General features: G+C 72.9%; 8 protein-coding genes. 4 read left to right on the forward strand and 4 right to left on the reverse strand.

Translation table 11 applies throughout. The features are described 5' to 3' along the window. Positions 1 to 213: 213 nt before the first annotated feature. From MICAU_RS12220 to MICAU_RS12230, 3 genes are read left to right on the forward strand one after another with little or no spacing between them, the layout of a single operon-like run. Entirely contained in the window at positions 214 to 1,377 is a 1,164-nt protein-coding gene (locus MICAU_RS12220) for a DegT/DnrJ/EryC1/StrS family aminotransferase (protein WP_013285617.1), read from the forward strand. Beyond that, a complete protein-coding gene (locus tag MICAU_RS12225) occupies positions 1,374 to 2,504 on the forward strand; it encodes a Gfo/Idh/MocA family protein (RefSeq protein ID WP_013285618.1) in 1,131 nt (376 codons plus the stop codon). The genes MICAU_RS12220 and MICAU_RS12225 overlap by 4 nt, the downstream gene beginning before the upstream one ends. Positions 2,505 to 2,540: 36 nt before the next feature. Beyond that, positions 2,541 to 3,236, forward strand: a complete 696-nt coding sequence (locus MICAU_RS12230) for an HAD-IA family hydrolase (RefSeq protein WP_013285619.1) — start codon at positions 2,541 to 2,543, stop codon at positions 3,234 to 3,236. Positions 3,237 to 3,323: 87 nt separating this feature from the next. On the opposite strand, the gene MICAU_RS12235 is transcribed toward MICAU_RS12230, so the two are convergent. Next, positions 3,324 to 7,025: a non-ribosomal peptide synthetase gene (locus MICAU_RS12235; protein ID WP_013285620.1), complete on the reverse strand. Its 3,702-nt coding sequence runs from the start codon at positions 7,023 to 7,025 to the stop codon at positions 3,324 to 3,326. A 127-nt stretch (positions 7,026 to 7,152) separates the two neighbouring features. Continuing rightward, on the reverse strand, positions 7,153 to 10,761 hold the full coding sequence (locus tag MICAU_RS12240; RefSeq protein WP_280512928.1) for a non-ribosomal peptide synthetase: 3,609 nt from the start codon (positions 10,759 to 10,761) through the stop codon (positions 7,153 to 7,155). Between the two features lie 896 nt (positions 10,762 to 11,657). On the opposite strand from MICAU_RS12240, the gene MICAU_RS12245 reads away from it, so the two are divergent. After that, a complete protein-coding gene (locus tag MICAU_RS12245) occupies positions 11,658 to 12,848 on the forward strand; it encodes an ATP-grasp domain-containing protein (RefSeq protein WP_013285622.1) in 1,191 nt (396 codons plus the stop codon). Positions 12,849 to 12,948: 100 nt separating this feature from the next. On the opposite strand, the gene MICAU_RS12250 is transcribed toward MICAU_RS12245, so the two are convergent. Both MICAU_RS12250 and MICAU_RS12255 read right to left on the reverse strand, forming a co-directional pair. After that, the gene (locus tag MICAU_RS12250; protein ID WP_013285623.1) at positions 12,949 to 13,989 is read right to left on the reverse strand and encodes a 3-dehydroquinate synthase family protein; all 1,041 of its coding nucleotides are present in this window, start codon (positions 13,987 to 13,989) and stop codon (positions 12,949 to 12,951) included. Then, positions 13,970 to 14,803: a hypothetical protein gene (locus MICAU_RS12255; protein ID WP_244879750.1), complete on the reverse strand. Its 834-nt coding sequence runs from the start codon at positions 14,801 to 14,803 to the stop codon at positions 13,970 to 13,972. Before MICAU_RS12255 ends, MICAU_RS12250 begins: the two co-directional genes overlap by 20 nt. Positions 14,804 to 14,868 lie beyond the last annotated feature (65 nt).

A 14,868-nucleotide genomic window follows, 5' to 3' on the forward strand; every position in this document is an offset into this window, starting at 1 on the left:
GTGGCTAGGGGCTGTTAGGGGCGGTGACCGCGTATCCGCGTCGGTTACCGTCCTCCCTGCTGAGCGACGCCGCCGGCTCCGGACGGAGGCGTCACGTACCGCGCGGCCATCCGGTGCTCCGCTGTGCCCGGACCGCGTACCGGCGGTCTCGGGTCGTCCCGCCCGATGGTCAGTCGAAGCCCCTGGTCTGCCCGAGTTGGGAAGTGGGAAGTCATGAGTGGTCAGCCCTCGACGGTGTCCGAGTTCCCCGAGTGGCCGCAGTACGGCGACGAGGAGCGAACCGGACTGATCCGCGCCCTCGAACAGGGTCAGTGGTGGCGGATGGGCGGCAGTGAGGTCGACTCCTTCGAGCGGGAGTTCGGTGACTACCACGGCAGCCCCCACGCGCTCGCCGTCACCAACGGCACCCACGCGCTGGAAGTCGCGCTGGAGGTGCTCGGCGTCGGCCCCGGTACGGAGGTGATCGTCCCGGCCTTCACGTTCATCTCGTCCTCGCTGGCCGCGCAGCGTCTCGGCGCGGTCGCCGTGCCGGTCGACGTCGACCTGGACACCTACTGCGTCGACCCCGCCGCCGTCGAGGCCGCGATCACCCCCCGTACCAAGGTGATCATGCCGGTGCACATGGCCGGGCAGTTCGCCGACATGGACGCGCTCGACAATCTCGCCGCCGACGCCGGGGTGGCTCTGCTGCAGGACGCGGCACACGCCCACGGCGCGCAGTGGCGGGGCCGGCGGGCCGGCGCGCTCGGCTCGGTGGCCGCCTTCAGCTTCCAGAACGGCAAGCTCATGACCGCCGGCGAGGGCGGAGCGGTCGTCTTCCCCGACGAGGAACTGCGCGAGCGGGCATTCCTCGTGCACAGCTGCGGCCGGCCCCGCACCGACCGCGAATACCTGCACAGCACCACCGGCTCGAACTACCGGATGAGCGAGTTCACCGCCGCTGTGCTACGCGCCCAGCTGACCCGCCTCGACGAGCAGATCGCGCTGCGCGAGCAGCGCTGGCCGCTGCTGTCGAGCCTGCTCGCCGAGATCCCGGGCGTCGTCCCGCAGGCGACCGACCCTCGCACCGACCGCAACCCGCACTACATGGCGATGTTCCGTATCCCCGGGATCGGCATCGAGCGCCGCCGTGCCGTGGTGGACGCGCTCATCGCCCGGGGCGTCCCGGCGTTCGTGGCGTTCCGCGCGATCTACCGGTGCGAGGGCTTCTGGATGGCCGGCGCGTCCGACGAGTCGGTAGAGGCGATCGCGGCCCGCTGCCCCAACACCGAGCAGATCCACTCCGACTGCGTCTGGCTGCACCACCGCACCCTGCTCGGCACGGAGCAGCAGATGCACGAGATCGCCGCCGTGCTCGCCGACGTCCTCGCCGGATGACGGCCCGGCCCCCGGCCGCGGCCGGCCGGCCGGTGCGGGTCGCGGTGGTCGGCCTCGGCTGGGCCGGGCGGGAGATCTGGCTGCCCCGGCTCGCCGCACACCCCGGCTTCGAGGTGGTCGCCGTGGTCGACCCGCAGCCCGTGGTGCGCGATCAGGCCCGCGACACCCACGCCGTCGCGTCCGCGTACGCCGACGTCGAGGACCTGCCCGCCGGAACGGTCGACCTGGCGGTGGTCGCCGTACCGAACCACCTGCACGCGGTCGTCGCCGTCCGGCTGCTGCGCCGGGGCGTACCGGTGTTCCTGGAGAAGCCGGTCTGCCTGACCTCCGCCGAGGCGGGCATCCTGGCCGACGCGGAGCGCGACGGCGGCGCGGTGCTGCTGGCCGGCAGCGCCGCCCGTTACCGGGCCGACATCCGGGCGCTGGTCGACGTGGCCGGCGGGCTGGGCCCGATCCGGCACGTCGATGTGGCCTGGGTTCGCGCCCGAGGGGTGCCCGACGCGGGCGGCTGGTTCACCCGCCGCGACCAGTCCGGCGGGGGCGCGCTGGTGGACCTCGGCTGGCACCTGCTCGACACGGTGCTGCCGCTGCTCGGCCCGGCCCGGGTCACTCACGCGATCGGCAGCGTCTCGGACGACTTCGTCAACGACAGCGCCGCCCACGCCGCCTGGCGCGGCGGGGCCGACACCGCAGGCCACGTTCCCGGCGACGTCGAGGACACCGCCCGTGGGTTCCTGCTCACCGACACCGGCGCCTCCGTCGCCCTGCACGCCTGCTGGGCCTCGCACGAGTCGCTGGACCGCACCACCGTCACCGTGCACGGCGCCGCGGGGTCGGCGACGCTGCGCTGCACGTTCGGCTTCAGTCCCAACCGGGAGCCCACGCCGGTGCTGACGCGTACCCGCGACGGCCGGACCGCGCGGCTGCCGCTGCCCGGGGAGCCGATCGGCGCGGAGTACGACCACCAGCTCGACGCCCTGCCCGGGCTGCTCGCCGACCCGGCCGCCCGGGGCGCGGCCGTCGCCGAGGCCCGCCGGACCATCGACATCATCGAACGGATCTACCAGTGCGCCCGGCCCACCCGGCCGGAGCGCCAGCACGCACTGGTGGGCCATCGCGCCGGGTGAGAACCACCCTCGGCCCCAACCCTTCCGGGAGCAGCCATGAGCCGTCCATCGTCCACAGTCGAGGTGACCCCGCCGTCGCCGGCGCGCGGCCCGATCCGCGCGGTCGTGTTCGACCTCGACGGCGTCATCGTCGACAGTTCGGCCGTCATGCGTGAGGCGTTCAGCATCGCGTACGCCGAGGTGGTGGGCGACGGGCCGGCACCGTTCGAGGAGTACAACCGGCACATGGGCCGGTACTTCCCGGACATCATGCGCCTGATGGGGCTGCCCCTGGAGATGGAGGAGCCGTTCGTCCGCGAGAGTTACCGGATGGCCCACCTCGTGCCGCTCTTCCCCGGCGTCCGGGAGACCCTGGAGACCCTGCACTCGCGTGGCATCCGAATGGGGATCGCCACCGGCAAGGCCGGCCCGCGGGCCCGCTCCCTGCTCGACCAGCTCGGCGTGCTGGGCCTGTTCGGCCAGGTGATCGGCTCCGACGAGGTGGCCCGTCCCAAGCCTGCCCCGGACATCGTGCTCCAGGCACTGCGCAACCTCGACGTGCCGCCGCACGAGGCCATGATGGTTGGCGACGCGGTGATCGACCTGCTCAGCGGCCGGGACGCCGGGGCGACGGCCGTCGCCACGACGTGGCACGGCGGGGACATCGCGGCGCTGCTCGCCGCCGGCCCCGACCTGGTCGTGCACGCCCCGGCGGAGTTGCTGGCGCACTGCCCGGCGGCCCTCGTCCACTGACCCGGACCGGAGCGCGCCGGGCTGCTCGCGCGGGCCGCACGGCGCGCTGCCGCCGAGCCTGCCGCCGAGCCTGCCGGCAAGCGGCGGTCAGCGGGTGTCGCTGACCGCCTCGGGGCCGGCTTCCAGGAAGCGCAGCATGCCGGTGGCCAGGATCTCGGCGACGGGGGCCGGGACCAGATCGGTACGGATGGTGACCCGCAGGAGGACACTCTCGTCGCCGGGCAGCACCTCGGCGACGCAGGCACCGGACCACTCCCGGGCGTACGGTTCGACGACCTCCTCGGTCCGGCAGCCGGGCAGGTCCAGCGGGAGGACGAGGTTGTCCTGGTAGGCGAACGAGGGCAGGCTGTTGATCACCTCGCGGGGCAGGTCGAGGACCGGGTCGTCGGTGACCATCTCCAGGAAGGAGACGTCCTGTGCGGCCATCAGGTCGTCCGCGGCCTGCTGGAGGCCCCGCATCAGGTGTTTCTCCGGGCCGCCGAACCGGACCCGGAGACAGTTGCTGCTGATCCTGCTCGTGAAGGCGGAGTCGAGGACGCGGCTGCCGCGCTGGGCGACGATCATCAGCAGGGCGATGTCGTCCTGCCCGTGGATGGCGCGTAGCGCCGAGGCGTAGGCGGCGGCGAAGTAGGTGGAACGGCTGAAGCGGTGTTCGACGGCGGCTCGGTCCCAGCGCCGCACCAGCTCGGGCGGGACGGCGACGATGTGCCCGGTCTTGGGGCCCCAGGTCGGGGTCTGTTCCAGGATCTCCTGCGGCCGGCCCTTGCCTTGGCGGGGCAGGTCGCGTAGTTGTTCGCGCCAGTAGGTTCGTTGGGTTTGCAGGTCGGCGGCGTCGCGTAGGCGGGTGTATTCGTCGTAGGACTGGTGCAGTGTGGGTGCGGGGTGTTGCCAGGTGGGTGTGTGGCCGGCTTGTCCTGCGGTGTAGGCGTGGCTGAGGTCTCGTACGAGTAGTCCGTATGACCAGCCGTCGAAGGCGATGTGGTGGATGCCGATGCCGAACAGGATTCGGTTGGTGGTTTTGTTTCGGATCAGGGCGGCGCGCCAGTTGCGGCCCTGGGTGTAGTCGAGTGGTTGCTGTACTGCTTCGGCGAGTTGGTCGAGGGCGTCGTGTTCGGTGGCGGCGTCGGCGAGTAGCCGTAGCTGGGGCATGCCGGGGTTGGGTGGGATGATTGCTGTTGGTGGGTCGGTGCGCCGGTAGCGGGCGTGCAGGGCCTGGTGGCGGTGGTGTAGGTCGCCGAGGGCGGCCATCAGGGCCCGTAGGTCCAGTTCACCCTCGATCCACCAGGTGGTCGGGCAGACCAGTTCGAAGGGGAGCACGACGCACTTCGCGACGGACGGGGTCAGCGGGACGGGCTTCGACGGGCCGGGACGGCCGGTGACGGACGGCGCCGGCTCGGCCCCGGGGCGGCGGGGGGCGGTGGCGAGCCAGCGGGCCAGCCCCTGCGGGGTGGGGGTGCGGTGGATCTGCGAGACGGGCACGGCGACGTCGGCGGCCTCGTCGAGGGCGACAGCGACGGCGGCGGACTGCAGGGAGGTGCCGCCGAGGTGGAAGAACCCGTCGAGTGCCCCGACCCGGTCCAGTCCGAGCACCGTCGCGAAGATCCCCGCGACGAGGCGTTCGGAGTCGGTGGCCGGTTCGGTGTATGGCACGTCGAGATCGGGACGGCGCGAGCCCGGCTCCGGTAGCGCCCGTCGGTCGATCTTGCCGGTGCCGCCGGTGGGGAACCGGTCCAGGACCATGATCACGGCGGGAACCATGTAGGGCGGGAGCACGGCGGCGGCGTGTGCCCGCAGGTCGGCGGTGACGGGGACGCGTCCGTCGCGTCCGGTGACGTAGCCGACGAGCCGGGCGGTGCCCTGGTCCTCGCGACGGGTGACGACGGCGGTGCCGACGTCCGGGTGTTGTTCGAGAGTCGCCTCGATCTCACCGAGTTCGATGCGGATGCCGTTGACCTTGACCTGGTGGTCCATCCGGCCGAGGATCTCCAGCGCTCCGGCGGCGTTCCACCGGCCGAGGTCGCCGGTGCGGTAGGCGGTCCCGCCGCCGTACGGGTCGGTGACGAACCGCTGGGCGGTCAGTTCGGGGCGGTTGAGGTAGCCGTCGGCGACGCCGGCGCCGGTGATGAGGATCTCGCCGGGGACGCCCATGGGGACGAGGTCGAGATTGGCGTCGACGACGCGGATCTGCCGGTTGGGCATGGGCCGGCCGATGGGCACGTACGCGCCGGGCCAGCCCTTGGACGCGTCGAACCAGGTGCAGGCGACGGAGGCCTCCGCGGGCCCGTACGCGTTGATCAGGCGGGCACCGGCGGCCGTCCAGCGTTGCGCCATGCGGGGCGGAATGGGTTCCCCGGCGAGGGTCACGCACGTCAGGCTGGGGCAGTCGGCGGGATCGACGGCGGCGAGGTTCGTGGGTGGGCAGAACGCGTGGGTGGCCTGCTCCTTGGCGATCAGCTCCGTCAACCGGCGGGCGTCGAGCAGGTCGTCGCGGGAGCTGACGACGACGCGGGCGCCGGAGGTCAGCGCGGTGTAGATCTCGCCGAGGGCCACGTCGAAGACGGGGGAGCAGGAATGGAGCATGCGGCTGTCCGGGCCGACCGCGCACTCCTCCCGCATCCAGGTGACGAAGTTCGTCAGGTGCTCGTGGGTCAGCACGACACCCTTCGGTGTCCCGGTCGAGCCGGACGTGTAGATCACGAACGCCGGCCGGGACGGGGCCACCACCGGCAGGTCGGCCGCCTCGGCCGCCGCAAGGGTGGGCCAGTCGACATCGAGGGCGACGACCCGTACGCCGTCAGGTCTGGGGACACGCGGGGCGACCTCGCCGACGGTGAGGACGACCCGAGCGCCGTGGTCGGCCAGCAGCATCCGCATCCGGTCCGCCGGCCAGGACACGTCCATCGGCGTGTACGCCGCCCCGGCGCGCAGCACCGCCAGGGTGGCGACGAGGGTCCACATGCTGCGGTCCAACGCCAGCGACACCACGTCCCCGGGCCGTACGCCCATCGACCGTAGCTGCGCGGCCAGCGCCCCCGAGCGACGGGCCAGCTCCGCGTACGTCAGCACCTCCCCGGCGGCGACTCCGGCCACCGCGTCCGGCGTGCGTCGCGCCCACTCGAGCACCAGCTCGTGCAGCGGCTCACCCGGCACCGGGCGGGCCGGGCCCCGGCCCCACGCGAGCAGCCGCTCGCGCTCGGTCGCGCCCAGCAGCGGCAGCGCGCCCAGCGGCACCCCGGGTTCGCGGACCCCGGCCGACAGCAACGACACGGTCTGGTCCACCAGACCCCGCACCCAGTCCGCCGAGAAGCCGTCGGCTGCGTAGTCCACCCGGAGCGCCGACCCGTCCCCCGCGACGGTCACCACGATGTCCACGTCCACCACGTCCGGCCCCACCTCGGCCACCGGGGCGTCCACCAGCCCGACCACCACCGGCCCCGCCGCGTCCGTGTCACGCGTGACCGGGCCGGTCAGCGCCGCGGCCACCCGCGACGTCAGCTCGCCGAAGCCCGGTTCATCCGCGACGTCGACCCGCAGCACGCCGCCCGACGACAGACCGACCGCCACCTCGGCCTGGCCGGTGTACCGGGCCAGCACCCCCAGCAGACCGGCCAGCAGCACCGCGCCGGGGGAGCGCGCCCCCGCCGGGACGGGCAGGTCGACCGGCCGGTACGCGGAGGCCGCCCGGGCCGGCCACGCGGCCGGCCGGCGCAGGTCCCCCATCAGGTCGAGGATCTCGAAGCCGGGCCCAGCGACATCCGTGGCCTGCGCACCGACGATTCCGACAGACATTGAGCCAGCCTCCGATCAGGGCCGGCGCCACCCAGAGGGGTGCGCCGGAGGGGACAACCACGAACTCTCGGGACAACGGGCCGCGTGCCACGCGACGACGAGCGGTCCGGTACGCAAAGGCGGACGGTCAGCCGGCGGTGGGTGTACCCGCCGGCCCGTCTTCGAGGAAGCGCAGCATGTGATGGTTCAGCTCCTCGGCGAAGCTGTACGGCAGGTAGTCGGTGCGGATGGTGACGCGCAGGAGAGCATGGTCGACGCGGGGCAGCACCTCGACCGTGAGCCCGTTGGGCACCTCCCGGGCGTACGGGTCGACGACCTCCTCGGCCCGGCAGCCGGGCAGCTCCAGCGGCACCACCACGTTGTCCTGGAACACGAACGTCGGCAGGCTCGCGACCACCTCGCCGGAGAGCCCGGCGGCGGGATCGTCGGCGGTCTCCGCGAAGGGAACGTCCTGGGCCCGCATGAGATCGCGGATCGTCTCGTCGACCCGCAGGACCAGCTTGTCGTCCTGCGGCCCGTCGAAGCGCACCCGCACGCAGTTGAGGTTGAGCCGGGTGGTGAAGGCGGAGTCGAGGACGCGGCTGCCGCGCTTGGCCACCACCATCAGCAGGGCGATGTCGTCCTGCTGATGGATGGCGCGCAGCGCCGAGGCGAAGGCCGCCACGAAGTAGCTGGAGCGGCTGAAGCGGTGGTCGCGGGCGGCCCGGTCCCAGCGGTCGAGCACCTCGGGGGTGACGGTGACGGTGTGGCCCGCCTTCGGTCCCCAGGCGAGGGCCTGTTCCAGGGGCGCGGTGGCCGGGCCCTTGCCTTGGCGGGGCAGGTCGCGTAGTTGTTCGCGCCAGTAGGTTCGTTGGGTTTGCAGGTCGGCGGCGTCGCGTAGGCGGGTGTATTCGTCGTAGGACTGGTGCAGTGTGGGTGCGGGGTGTTGCCAGGTGGGTGTGTGGCCGGCTTGTCGTGCGGTGTAGGCGTGGCTGAGGTCTCGTACGAGTAGTCCGTATGACCAGCCGTCGAAGGCGATGTGGTGGATGCCGATGCCGAACAGGATTCGGTTGGTGGTTTTGTTTCGGATCAGGGCGGCGCGCCAGTTGCGGCCCTGGGTGTAGTCGAGTGGTTGCTGTACTGCTTCGGCGAGTTGGTCGAGGGCGTCGTGTTCGGTGGTGGCGTCGGCGAGTAGCCGTAGCTGGGGCATGCCGGGGTTGGGTGGGATGATTGCTGTTGGTGGGTCGGTGCGCCGGTAGCGGGCGTGCAGGGCCTGGTGGCGGTGGTGTAGGTCGCCGAGGGCGGCCATCAGGGCCCGTAGGTCCAGCTCACCCTCGATCCACCAGGTGACCGGGACGACGACCTCCAGCGGCGACATCAGGCACTTCGCCACCTGCTGCGCGAGCGGGACCGGTCCCGGGCGCTGCCGGGTCTGTCCGGCGGTCGAGCCGGTGTCCGTACGGCGGGGGGCGGTGGCGAGCCACCGGGCCAGCTCGTGCGGGGTGGGGGTGCGGTGGATCTGCGAGACGGGCACGACCACGTCGGCGGCCTCGTCGATGCCTGTGGCGACGGCTGCGGACTGCAACGACGTGCCGCCGAGGTGGAAGAAGCTGTCGCGGGCGCCGACCCGCTCGATGCCGAGCACGCTCGCGAACACCTCCGCGACGAGGCGCTCGCCCTCGGTGGCCGGCTCGACGTACGGCACGCCGAGGTCGGGGCGTTGGGCGCCGGGTGCGGGAAGGGCATTCCGGTCGATCTTGCCGGTGCCGCCGAGGGGGAAGCGGTCGAGGGTGACGACGGCGGCGGGGACCATGTAGCTGGGCAGGTGGGCCGCGGCGTGGTCGCGCAGGTCGCCGGTGGCCGGGGTGCGGCCGTCGCGCCCGGTGACGTACGCGACGAGTCGGGCCACGCCCCGGTCCTCGCGGCGGACGACGACGGCGGTCTCCACCTCCGGGTGCTGGGCGAGGATGCTCTCGATCTCGCCCAGCTCGATGCGGATGCCGTTGACCTTCACCTGGTGGTCCATCCGGCCGAGGATCTCCAGTGCGCCGGCGCTGTTCCATCTCCCCAGGTCGCCGCTGCGGTAGGCGAGCCCGCCGCCGTACGGGTCGGTGACGAACCGCTGGGCGGTCAGTTCGGGACGGTTGAGGTAACCGTCGGCGACGCCGAAGCCGGCGATCAGGATCTCCCCGGGAACCCCGACCGGCATGAGGTCGAGGTTCGCGTCGACGACGCGGACCTGCCGGTTCGGCATCGGCCAGCCGATCGGTACGTACGCGCCACCCCACCCGGCCGACGCGTCGAACCAGGTGCACGCCACGGCGATCTCGGCCGGCCCGTACGCGTTGACCACCCGCGTGCCCGCCGTCAGCCACCGCTGGGCCAACCGCGGCGGGACGGCCTCGCCGCCGAAGATGATGCAGCGGAGGCCGGGACAGGCGGCCGGGTCGAGCGGGGCGATGTTGGTGGCCGGGCCGAACGTGTGCGTGACGCCGTGGCTGTTGACCAGATCGGTGAGCCGGCGCGCGTCGAGCAGATCGTCGCGCGGGCACACGACGACGCAACCCCCGCCGGTGAGCGCGGCGAACATCTCCCCGAACGCGGCGTCGAAGACCGGTGCCGCCGAGTGCAGCATCCGGCTGCCGGGGCCGATGGCGCACTCGTCGGTCATCCACGCCAGGAAGTTCGTCAGCCTCTCGTGCGACAGCACCACGCCCTTCGGCGTGCCTGTCGAACCCGACGTGTAGATGACGAACGCCGGAGCGTCCACCGGCACCACAGGCAGATCCGCCGCCGCACCGGCCGGTACCGCAGGCCAGCCGTCGTCCAGCGCCACCACCGTGACCCCGTCCCCGGCGGGGATCCGGGGCGCTACCGCACCGACCGTCAACACCACCCGCGCGCCGTGGTCGGCCAGCAGCACCCGCATCCGCTCCGCGGGCCACGACACGTCCATCGGCGTGTACGCGGCACCCGCCCGCAGCACGCCCATCGCGGCCACCAGCGACCACAACCCGCGCTCCAGCGCCACGGACACCACGTCACCGGCACGGACACCCACCGACCGCAGGTACGCCGCCAGCAGTCCTGACCGGCGATCCAGTTCCCCGTACGTCAGAACCTCGTCACCCGCGACACCCGCCACCGCCTCCGGCGACCGTTGCGCCCAGCCCAGCACGAGCTCGTGGATCGGCTCACCCGGGATCTCCCGCACCGGGCCGCGTCCCCACGTCAGCAACCGCTGCCGTTCCGCGGCGTCCAGCAACGGCAACCTCGACAGGGCTACCTGCGGCGCCGCCGTCCCGGCGGAGACGAGCACGACGACCTGATCCACGAGTCCCTGTACGAACTGCGCGGAGAATCCCTCCACCGCGTAGTCCACCCGCAGCACGGACCCGTCCGCCGCCACGCGTACCACCATGTCGACGTCCACCGCGGCCGGTCCCGTCTCCGCCACCGGGCCGTCGGCCAACTCCACCGCCACCGGGTCCGGCCGGTCCGGAACCGCCACCGCCACCGGCGCCGTCCACGCCAGTCCCACCCGCGCCGCCAACTCCCCGAATCCCGGGTCGCCCGAGACGTCCACCCGCACCACCACCCCGCCGGCCGGGGCCAGCCCGAGCACCACCTCGTCCTGGCCGGTCCAGCGGGCCAGGACCGCCACGAGCCCCGCCACCACGACGTGCCCGGCCGGTGTCATGCGCGACGGCCAGGCGGGCAGTACCCGGTGCACCGAGGCCGCCCGCGCGGGCCACACCGCCGGCCTCCGCAGGTCCCCCACGAGCTCCAGAGCAACCGCGCCGTCCGCGGCCTGGGCGCCATCGAACCCGACAGACAACAGCTCAACCTCCGATCGAAAGGGGACGACCGAAAGGCGCAGGGCCGCGACGATCGGTCAGCCGGGATGCCGCACGCCGGACGGCGGGGTTGGCGCGAGGCGCGTTGACGGGCGGCACCGCTCGCGGGCCACCCGATCCGGTGCGCTGAGAGTGGGAACGACGAGCCGATGGGGCCCGACCATACGAAGCGCTGTGGAGTGGCGTACACCCCTAGAGATCGGCACGTCGACCCCTAGCGCATCAGCCGGAGATCTCCTCCCCGGGCAGGCCTGGGACGTGTCGGCGGTGCCCGCCGGCCGCGTCGAGGCCGGTCCGGCGATGTGAGCTGGCAGGGGGCGTGGCCGTCCGGATCCGGGCACTCGACAGCGCGGGCTGCGACAGCGCCGTCCGGCGACTCCAGCCCTTCTGAAGAACAGCTTTTCGGTCAGCCCGAGTCGATGGCCCCGCTAGGAGTATCGGCGGCCTCGGCGGCGAAAGAGCCGTCCGCGTTCGCCTGTCTGGCCCATCCCGGGGCAATGCATAGTGACTATGATCTTTCGATCATGACGCCGGTCGGTGGCTGGAAACTCAGCCGCTGACCGGCGGTGTGCACCTCGCCGCCGCAACGCTGGCCATAAGCCAGCCGGCTTCCCGGCCGGTCCAGCTCACGACCGTCCGGTCGGTGCACGCGGCACGCCCGGCTCTCGCGGCCGAGCGGCCGGATCAGGACCGGGAGCGCACCCCTTCGGCCACGTTCTCCGCTGTTCGTGGCCGTGGCGCACCGGTTTCACCGCCACCCCGAGGCCCGCACCGGGCCGGCATGTCAGGAGACTAAATGCAGGTGCCCATCCAGGTACAGGTGTTCGCACACGACGGGGTGGTCCTGGCCCGGCCGCCCGACCCGTCGGCCACCGCCGACAGCCCCTATCTCGCCGGCGCGGGCGCCGCTCTCTACAACGGCCTGGACATGATCACGGGTCTGCACCTGACCCTTCCGCACCAGTCGGCGGCGATCTGCAGCACCGGCTCCAGCGCGGACAAGTCGCTGCGTCTGCTCAGCCGGAGTGGTCTGAAGACGCCCAGCGACCTGCGGGCATTCCGTTCCGGCGCGCAGGCGGTGCGGTACGCGCGGGAAGCCGTCGAGCGGGGCGAGATGCTGGAGTTCCAATTTCCTCCGCATGACCCGCGACTGCGGGCCGCTCGCGCCCGGGTGCCCGCAGATCTGCTCGCCCGCCTCAACAACAAGACCGTGCTGGAGACTCTGGTCGCGCCGGAGTACCTGCCCCGCCGGCAGGTCGCCACCCCCGCCGAAGTGCGCCGTATCGTGGCGCGCGACCGCCGGCCGGCGGTCATCAAACCGGCCGGGGTCGAGGTGTCCAGCGGAATTGCGATCTTCACCCGTCGGTTGCGGGACCGGCGGAACCGTTCCCTGTTCAACCAGTTGGAACAGGTGAGCGAGCAGTGGATCGTCGAAGAGGAGGTGCCCTTCCAGACCATCTGGGGTATCCAGTTCGGCGTGACCGACAGCGGAGCGGTGCACTACTTCGGTTCGTCCGTACACCTGCCGCAGCCCACCTCGACGTGGGTCGGTTGTGTGATGGACGACGACCAGCCCCCGGAGGAGCTGGTCGAAGCGCTGACCGTAGGGGTCCGGAAGGCCAGTGAGCTCGGGTACCGGGGCTACTGCTCCTTCGACGCCGGGATCGGCCGCGACGGCGCCCTGCGGGTCATCGACCCGAACTTCCGGGTCAGCGGGGCCACCACCTCGCTGCTGCACCGCGGTTCGCTGCTGGACCAGCATCCATGCGCCATGACCACGTTCTTCTCACTGGCCCCCGGCGTCGACGCCGAACCGATCCTCGCACCGTTCATCGACCGGGGGCAGTTCGTCGTGTTCATGCACCACGACCCGGCGGAGACGGACAACGGCCCGCTGCCGGCGACCATTGTCGGCATGGTCGGGGCCGCGGACCGGTACGCCTGCGGCGTGCTGGTGGCGCAGATCCAGCGGGCCCTGGGTAGCTGACGCGCCGATCCGGGGCTCGGCTCCGGCGGCTCGTCATCCGTTCGCCGGCCCGGCCGCCCCGCGGCGCCGGCCGGCGAACGGGCACCGGGCGGTGCCGGCCTCACATGCCGGCGAGTGCGGTACGCACAGCGACCTCGGGGACGTCGGCGACCAGTTCGACTCCGCCCGGTCCGTCCAGGACGAAGGACAGGCCCGAGGTGGCCTTCTTGTCCCGGCGCATCAGCGCGATCAGCTCGTCGTGGTCGACGCCGGCGGGCAGCGTGGTGTCGAGCCCGTAGCCCGCCACCACGTCGTGGTGCTCGGCCACCCGCTCGGCCGGTACCCGGCCGAGGACGCCGGCCAGCCGGCCCGCGAAGACCGTGCCGACGCCGACCGCCTCGCCGTGGCGCAGGCGGAAGTCGGTGGCCCGCTCCAACGCGTGCCCGAGCGTGTGGCCGTAGTTGAGGATGTGCCGCAGGCCGGAGTCCCGCTCGTCCGCGGCCACCACCCGGGCCTTCAACGCCACTGACGCGGCGATCTGCTCCGCCACCGGCCGGTCACGCAGATCGCCGGCGCCGATGAAGTGCGCCCGGGCGATCTCCCCGTACCCGTTGCGCCACTCCCGCTGCGGCAGCGTCCCCAGGTGCTCGGTGTCGCAGAGCACAGCCCGGGGCTGCCAGTACACGCCCACGAGGTTCTTGCCCTCCGGAAGGTTGACGGCGGTCTTCCCACCGACGCTGGCGTCCACCTGGGCCAGCAGCGAGGTCGGCAAGTGGATCACCGGGACGCCCCGGTGGTAGAGACCGGCGGCCAGCCCGACCACGTCCGTGGTGGTGCCGCCGCCGCAGGAGACCACCGCGTCCGTCCGGGTCAGCCCGAACTCGGCGAACGCTCGGCAGAGCTGTTCCACAGTGGTCAGGTTCTTGTCGTGCTCGCCGTCGCGGGCCGGCACCACCCGGTGCGGCACGCCCGGGTCGGGCGTCCACTCCGGTGGCCGGGCCGAGACCACCACGACCCGTCGGGCGCCGGTCCGCGCCACCTCCGCCGGGAGCCGGTGGCGCACGCCGGGACCGATCAGCACCGGGTACGACCGTTCCCCGAGCGCCACCTCGACGTGGGCCGGCTCGCCGGCGGCGGGACGGTCAGGTACCGGCGCGTGCATGTGGTTGCTGCCTCCTCTGCGGAACGCGGGCCGGCGCGGTCGCGGCCGGGCGGCCCCGCACCATCGACAGGCGCAGCGCCAGCGCGGCCAGCGAGTCGACCTCCGGCCGGATGCCCCACCGATCGTGGGTGAGCTGCGCGTGGTGCGCCAGCAGGAAACCGGACGGCGCCGTCGGGTGGTCGTGGCCCACCACGTCGGTCACCCGGTCCAGGTAGCGCTGCCACGCCACTGCCACATCCCCGCCCAGCGGGAGGTCACCGGCCGACAGGACGATCTTCTCCGCCCCGTCGTCGGCCTGCGCGGCCAGATCCCGCCGCTGTGCGCCGGTGAGCCGCTGGCTGCGCTCCTGCCAGTGCAGGAAGAGGAACGCCAGGCGGTCGGCCGCCGGCATCAGCCCGGTCAGGTGTCGCAGGTGCGCCACGGCCAGCGGCAGCTCGCCGCCGGCCAGCCAGGGCACGTCCCCGCCGAGCAGGGTGAGGGCCAGTTCGCTGCCCGCGAACGCGAGCGGGCCGCCCCGGGCGGGGTCGCGCACGACGCGCCGGTCGCTGGCGAGGGACGCTCCCGGGTCGTACGCGAGCAGCCCCGCCCGTACCGCGTCGAGCGCGGCGGGGACGGCATGGAAGCCGAGGCTCAGACGCTCGGCGGGGGAGCCCTCCGGGTCGAAGAACCAGTTCATGCCGGGATCGGCCCGGCGGGCGGCGGCGACCAGACCGGTCAGGACGGTGCCGACCAGCTCGGTCAGCCGCGTGCCCGGGCAGCCGTCGGCCGGTACGGCCGAACGGGCGAACAACCAGCAGCGTTCCAACGACGGCACCTCGGCTGACGGGCGGGTGGAGCACGGGACTCGACGGTCTGCGGGGTCGCCCCATCATCGGCCCG

Source organism: Micromonospora aurantiaca ATCC 27029 (genome assembly GCF_000145235.1).
GTDB classification, from domain to species: domain Bacteria; phylum Actinomycetota; class Actinomycetes; order Mycobacteriales; family Micromonosporaceae; genus Micromonospora; species Micromonospora aurantiaca.

Coding starts and splice junctions, on each gene's coding strand:
- MICAU_RS12220 (WP_013285617.1), top strand. CDS start 214: ATGAGTGGTCAGCCCTCGACGGTGTCCGAGTTCCCCGAGTGGCCGCAG.
- MICAU_RS12225 (WP_013285618.1), top strand. CDS start 1,374: ATGACGGCCCGGCCCCCGGCCGCGGCCGGCCGGCCGGTGCGGGTCGCG.
- MICAU_RS12230 (WP_013285619.1), top strand. CDS start 2,541: ATGAGCCGTCCATCGTCCACAGTCGAGGTGACCCCGCCGTCGCCGGCG.
- MICAU_RS12235 (WP_013285620.1), bottom strand. CDS start 7,025: ATGTCTGTCGGAATCGTCGGTGCGCAGGCCACGGATGTCGCTGGGCCC.
- MICAU_RS12245 (WP_013285622.1), top strand. CDS start 11,658: ATGCAGGTGCCCATCCAGGTACAGGTGTTCGCACACGACGGGGTGGTC.
- MICAU_RS12250 (WP_013285623.1), bottom strand. CDS start 13,989: ATGCACGCGCCGGTACCTGACCGTCCCGCCGCCGGCGAGCCGGCCCAC.